The sequence below is a fragment of the Microcystis sp. LE19-10.1B genome (assembly GCF_027530565.1).
Classification (GTDB): Bacteria; Cyanobacteriota; Cyanobacteriia; order Cyanobacteriales; family Microcystaceae; genus Microcystis; species Microcystis aeruginosa.
The window spans coordinates 1-6,242 of sequence record NZ_JAPZQM010000232.1 but is presented as its reverse complement, the minus strand read 5'-3'; the positions used below and the strand labels follow the sequence as shown (position 1 = coordinate 6,242).

5 protein-coding genes and 1 pseudogene are annotated in these 6,242 nt (G+C 37.8%); 3 read left to right on the top strand and 3 right to left on the bottom strand.

Annotated elements, in window-relative coordinates; genetic code table 11:
* The first annotated feature begins 337 nt into the window (after nt 1–337).
* Nucleotides 338–460, top strand: a complete 123-nt coding sequence (locus tag O9332_RS08415) for a hypothetical protein (RefSeq protein ID WP_256377568.1) — start codon at nt 338–340, stop codon at nt 458–460.
* 24 nt (nt 461–484) lie between these two features.
* On the opposite strand, the gene O9332_RS08410 is transcribed toward O9332_RS08415, so the two are convergent.
* Nucleotides 485–2,620 carry a WD40 repeat domain-containing protein gene (locus tag O9332_RS08410; RefSeq protein WP_288024890.1) on the bottom strand — a complete coding sequence of 712 codons (2,136 nt, stop codon included), beginning with the start codon at nt 2,618–2,620 and terminating at the stop codon, nt 485–487.
* A 38-nt stretch (nt 2,621–2,658) separates the two neighbouring features.
* Complete coding sequence (locus O9332_RS08405; protein WP_002756815.1) at nt 2,659–4,092, bottom strand: P-loop domain-containing protein; 1,434 nt, start codon at nt 4,090–4,092, stop codon at nt 2,659–2,661.
* 476 nt (nt 4,093–4,568) lie between these two features.
* Here O9332_RS08405 and O9332_RS08400 point away from each other — a divergent pair, with 476 nt between their 5' ends.
* Nucleotides 4,569–4,994: a hypothetical protein gene (locus O9332_RS08400; RefSeq protein ID WP_002756814.1), complete on the top strand. Its 426-nt coding sequence runs from the start codon at nt 4,569–4,571 to the stop codon at nt 4,992–4,994.
* Between the two features lie 71 nt (nt 4,995–5,065).
* A complete protein-coding gene (locus tag O9332_RS08395) occupies nt 5,066–5,353 on the top strand; it encodes a hypothetical protein (protein WP_002756813.1) in 288 nt (95 codons plus the stop codon).
* A 299-nt stretch (nt 5,354–5,652) separates the two neighbouring features.
* On the opposite strand, the pseudogene O9332_RS08390 reads toward O9332_RS08395, so the two are convergent.
* Nucleotides 5,653–6,108, bottom strand: a pseudogene (locus tag O9332_RS08390) (Uma2 family endonuclease); the annotation flags it as partial.
* Nucleotides 6,109–6,242 lie beyond the last annotated feature (134 nt).

Genomic DNA, 6,242 nt, shown 5'->3' with positions numbered 1-6,242 from the left:
TTGCTAATAAACATAGCAAAATTATAGATGATTTCCTGACCTAAGATCACATTTTATTCTTTTTTCCACTTCAATCTAAGAATTGAGAAAAAAGCAAAACCTTATATTATACCATAAAAAAATTATGCAAGAGGTCTAGTATGACAGGACTTACGCAAAAGGGAACGAAAGTAGGGGTAATTCATGAATTACCCCTACGCAAGAATAAGGTTTTCAGTCACATCTTGCGTAAGTCCTATATGATTCTAAATAAATTTTTAGTATTGACTGTGGAGAAATTCACAGTCACGATGTCAGCTAGATATCTCGATTTAGACAATTTGCAGGTCTTTCGTCTATGTCTATTCAAATAAACTCTCTACTCTATTATTACTCACGGAATTATCCTGTTTTTCAAGAGCTAGAGGCGATCGCCAAAATCCTAAATCTATTTCGGGTTAAACAGGTTGAGCGCAAATAATTCTTCCCTATCTCACACTAGAGATTAAACAATTAATTCTAAAAAATGGAACACACCATCCCTATTCAAATTAAATTCTTTTGCAAATATCTTTTTGCCATCGAAAGAAATGATAACTTGCCCAAACCTGCTTTCACCAACAAAAGTGGTAAGACATTCTCCTGTCTCTATATCCCACACTTTGACCGTCCTATCCCAACCACTAGAAACAATTTTTTTCCCGTCTGGTGTTACTTTTACGCTAGTAACTGCGTCATTATGCCCAGCGAGGGTGAGTGATACTTGACCCGTCTCTATATCCCACACTTTGACCATCCCATCACGACTAGCAGAAACAATTTTTTCCCCGTCTGGTGTTACTGCTACATCATTGAATACACTATTATGACCAGTGATGGTGAGTAATGCGTGACCCGTCTCTATATTCCATATCACTATATTATTCGTGATATTAAATGGCTTCGTGTCTCCTATCTCATCACTAGAAACAGAAATAATCTTTGTTCTATCCGGTGTGCTGTCTCTCATATTGACCCGATCGATAGGGGCGGTGAAAGCATATAATTCCCGATTTGTCTCCATATCCCATATCTTAATCATCCCATCCCAATCAGCAAGAACAAACCTTGTTCCATCTGGTGTTACCCCTACATAACGCATCGAGTTGCGAATTTCGTATCTTTTCTCTGTATCCCATATCTTGACCGTACCATCATTACTAGCGGAAACAATCTTTGTTCCATCTGGTGTTACCGCTAGATCATTTACTAGTTGATTATGACCGCGCAAGCAGCCTAATTGTTCTCCTGTCCTTAGATCCCATATTCTTATGGTCTCATCTAAACCACCAGAAACAATCTTGGCTGCATCTGGTGTCAACGTCACTGCACTTGGACTCCATTTATGACCACCAGTAAGAGTGAGGGATGGCCGTCCTATCACCATATCCCAAACCTTTTTCGTTATATCCCACAGCTTTCCCGTCTTATTCCCAAGAATAGGGGCAATTTTTGCTTGATCTGGTGTTTTGATCACTCCACTTAGCTCGTTATTACGAGCGTTGAATTTAGAGAAAAGTGACTCTGCTAACACATTCCAAATCTTGATATCTATATGCCACACCTTTATCGTCTCGTCTCCACAGGCGGCGACAATCTTGGCTCCATCTGATGTTACTGCTATTCCTTTAACGCTCCAACAATCAATGAGCGTTCGTATTTTTCGTCCTGTTTGTATGTCCCACACTTTGATCGTAGAATCACTGTCAGCAGAAATTATCTTGGTTCCATCTGCTGTTACTGCCACAAATTCGACCCATGTTTTATGACCAGTGAGTGTAAGTAATTTTTTTCCGTTCTTTATATCCCATACTTTTACGTTTTGATCCCAACCACCAGTAACAATCTTGGTTCCATCGGGTGTCAACGCCACTCCATGGACGCAGTAACTATCAACGTTGAGTCCGAGTAATTCTCGTCCTGTCTTGACATCCCATACTTTAACTATCCCATCAGTATAAAAAGAACCAACAATTTTTGTTCCATCTTGTGATACTGCTACTCTATCCACCAAGCTATTGGGATTAGTGAGAGTTAATGATTCTTGTCCGGTCGCTATGTCCCATACCTTTACTGTTCCAGATGCGGCAGAAATGATCTTGGCTCCATCTGATGTTATTGCTATACTATTTACCTCAAAAGGAGAAACTAAAAGAGTACGAATTAAACCAGTACCTGGTGGTTGTAAACTTCCTAAATAAGGAATTAAAGCAGGTGGAACTATCTTCGCTTTTGCCTGTTCTAGAAAAGATTGAATATAAAAATTTTCTAACAAAGATGGATAGGATAACCTACCTAATAACTGTGGAATTAACTGATCAGGATGCTCCATTAGAATATGGGCAGATAACCTAAACATTTCTTGAATTAGCTTTATGGCTTCCGTTCTTTCTGCATCATAATCAGGATGGTTCCGTAAATCAGATTGATGAACATAATCATAGTCATTTATGACATCTTGAACATCAAAACTCGGATGATTTAATTTATCAGAAATAAAAGGATAACAGGTTAAGCATCCATAGTAACGCCTGAGATTCCCAGACTCGAAGGCACTACTAGGAACTGTCGCTAAATATAATTGTCGTTCTTTTTTATCCATTTTTAGATAGGAAATGTCGTCTACAAGTTTATTAAGTGCTAATTAAACTGGTATTCATCAGGATCATTTTGTTTCCAGTAACGATTTAGAGCTTCATTGACTTCTCGAAAAATTTTCTGCTCAGTATTTGATTCTTTTCTTTGAGTTAAATATTCAAAAAAACTTTGATGATAAAAATCATAATAAATTGAATCCTCATTTTCTTCCTCTCGCAAATATTGATACCACTCCGTTATTACTTGATCTAAAATATCAATGTCAATGGTAAATATCTCCACAATAAATTCATCATAGATATTTCCTTTTTTTTGTCTAGCTTCCTTGAGCAAGTATAAAATTTTCTTTTTGTGAATGTTTTCTGGACGATTCATGCCCATTCTTTCCCAATGCAAATCATAATAATCTTTGAGAGTTGTAGGTAAATCATTTAAATTAAAATTAGTATATTGCTCTCTGGTGAGTGCGTCCATTAAACAAACTAAATACATAAAGTTATCAACAACCCTTTCAGATACCTTCTTGATAAAATCATCTGGTGTATAGGAATTACGATTTAACCATTCTTGTAACTTAGGGTCGTCATTCAGGAATAACCCAATACGTTCTTTAATATCATTTTGAGAAATATCCTTCATTTGACGTAAATCCAATTCATGTTGAGGAGTATCTACTTCTGTAAAAAGCCTTCTTTCTCCATCCGTTCGATAATGCCTTCTGGTTAAAAAGAAATAGACATTTTGGGGTAAGTTTCTTGGTAAAAATAAAATATTCTCTGCCCCAACCTCTTGTATCACTTCATCTAAAGCATCCACCACAATCACTAAAGATTCACTGGATGATAACTTCTCTGCCACTAAGTTGACTAGGGTGGCTAAATTAGCACTATTGACGTTAGATAATTTGTAATGCTGAATAAGTTGCTCTCGAATACTGTTTAAAAACTTCTCAGGAGTATTATTTCCTTGACTAGCAATATGAAAATAACAGATCGCCGGATTGTTTACAACATAATTAGCGGCGATCGCACTTTTCCCTGTACCCGGTTCCCCCAATACGGTAAAGTAACCGCGATCGTTATTTTTCTGAAATTCGTCGAAAGCTTGAGTTACAAACTCCCGTCCCACAAATCGCTTAGTACGAGACTCAATTAAAGATTTGAACTCAGGAGGGTAACTAATTTTTACTGTTAAATTTTTGGCTTTAACATTTCTTTTCAGTTGTTCCCACAAATCCAGATCAACACCCTGGGCAAGATCTATATTAAAGCATTTGCAAATCAGTTCAACAGTATCACTGTTTACTTCTTGACTGTTGCGGTCAAAAACATGGCGGTAGATAGTTTTTTTGTCGCCATAATTCAGAGCTTTTGCCATATCATCTTGAGTTATTTTTTTATCATTTTCATCTTTGAGACCCCCCAGAAAATTTCTCAGTCTTATCAAATCTGCTTCAGGCAATTTTATTTTAGGCATGGCTAAATCCTTTTTTTGAATAACACAATTAAAAATTTTGTGAAGTAACAATGACTTGGTTGATAAGTAGTCGTGCAAAATAAATTTCCCAGTGAAGAAAGGCAAAAGGCAAGGGGCAAGAGGTAAGGAGGGGGTTAGATATGTGTAATTAATTTTGCTTAGGTACTTAGCTATTTAGGGATTTTTCAATCAGTTACAGCGGTTGCGATCTCCCTATGAGATAGCAGACCAATAACGTAATGGATGGTTTTCCCAGTTGGAGGTCAGACTGAGACGCTACCTGCTGTATAGCTACATTTTTATACTATAGCAGAGAGACTAGCTGTGTCATCATTCTCTATCATCTGGGTGGAAGGACAGGACAGGACAAGATTTGATTTGTGTCCATTTTTTCCCTAGACATACAGGATTAAAGACAGCTACCGTAATTACAGGAAAAGAAACAATTCCTACTAACTACTAAGAGGAAAGTAATTATGCCTGGTACTGGAATGATTGATGCGTTTGAACGCTCTCGGAATCCCTCGAACAACAGTAGCTCAAATACTTCAACAAGCTCTAACGGTGGTAATACTTCAACAAGCTCTAAGGGTGGTCAAAAACCCTCTGCTGTCGAAGCTGCTGTTACTGGCGCAATAAAAGGTGCTGTTGTTGGTACAGCAATTGCTGGTCCTATTGGAGGACTCATGGGTGCGAAAGCAGGTGCAGCAATGGCTGGTGCTATTGCTGCTGCTAAATTTGGTGCTGCTGCTGGCGCAACTACTGGAGCAACAAGCAATCTATCCGCTAATGGTTATAAGACAGAAGCTAAAGTGCTTGGAACTGCTGTGACAGCAAGTTCTGGTGTTGCTGCTGTCTCTAAAGCGGTCAACAGTGCAAAAGATAATAAAAAGACTGTCTAAGTCTAACGTAATTGGGTTGTCTAGAAATTCTACTATTCAGCCCAATTTTTCAACTTTAAGGAGTGTAGATCATGGATTATTATCATCACTTGAATCGAGCTTTGTTTGATTTGGCGAAAAGTTCTGGCAAAAGCATTGTCAAAAAAGTTTCAGGTCTTCAAGATTTAGAAGATTGGATTAGCAATCATGGTGAAATATTTGTTAAACAAGCTATTGCAAACGTAATTACTAATCTAACCAGTAGTGTGTATCTGCGGGACAATGGTATTTATTCAGATGAATATCTTCAAAGGATGCAGGAGCAGTGGAACAAAGACCATGAAAAAGTGTTAAAACGATTTCCTCGTCTTCGGACATAGTTAAGTAATAATTTACGGCTGGTCGTCGGATGTGTGGCGGTTCTGCTCAAAAAGTATCTGAACCGCATTTTGATTGATGAGTTGGCCGTTCTGCCCCGCCTGGCGGCACAGGCGATAGCTTACTAAGCTGTTACACTGCTAAATTGTATAATCCTAATATTCTGAACTCTTCTGGAACAGGCATCTTGCCTGTTCCACTTATACAAATTAAATGCACAACAGCTTACCAATAGGCGATCGCTTTCACAAATTGGAGTTATGGTGATAAAAAAATCTTAAAAAATTACCATTTTCTATTGTTATGTTGATTCAATAATTTTTATCCCTGCTCTAAATTCTCGCAGTGCTTGAGCATGATTTTCTATACCAATACAACGCATCAATAAACCTACATCTAAACTCGGTAAAAGTTGCGATTTACTAACAGCCTCATATCCCTCATTTCCTAAACTATAAAACAATAACTCATCATTCATCCAAAACCAAACTTCAGGAATTTGTAACCGTTTGTATGCTTCTAGTTTATTAATTCCTCCACTACTAACAACCACCTCAATCACTAAATCAGGATGTTTTCTATTTGCTACCAATTCATAAGATTCATCACCTTCTCTTTTAACCTTTTCAAATTCATTTTCTAGGGTGACAGAACCAGTAGGAGTAAAATCTAATCCCAAAAATTCTAAATAAATTTCTACTAAAGAAGCAATACGTTTTTTGATAGTTTCGTGTTTTTTCCCTGGCATTTTTCGCAACATCTCAAAAACCGCTGAGAGGTAAGATGAAAGCCACGACAGCATCTCTGGCCTCTCAGCCTATCGCCTGTGGCTGTTAGGTAGTGTCTAGCTAGTGACCAACTTCCAGGCTGAGACTGTTCTGGGGAGCCGCC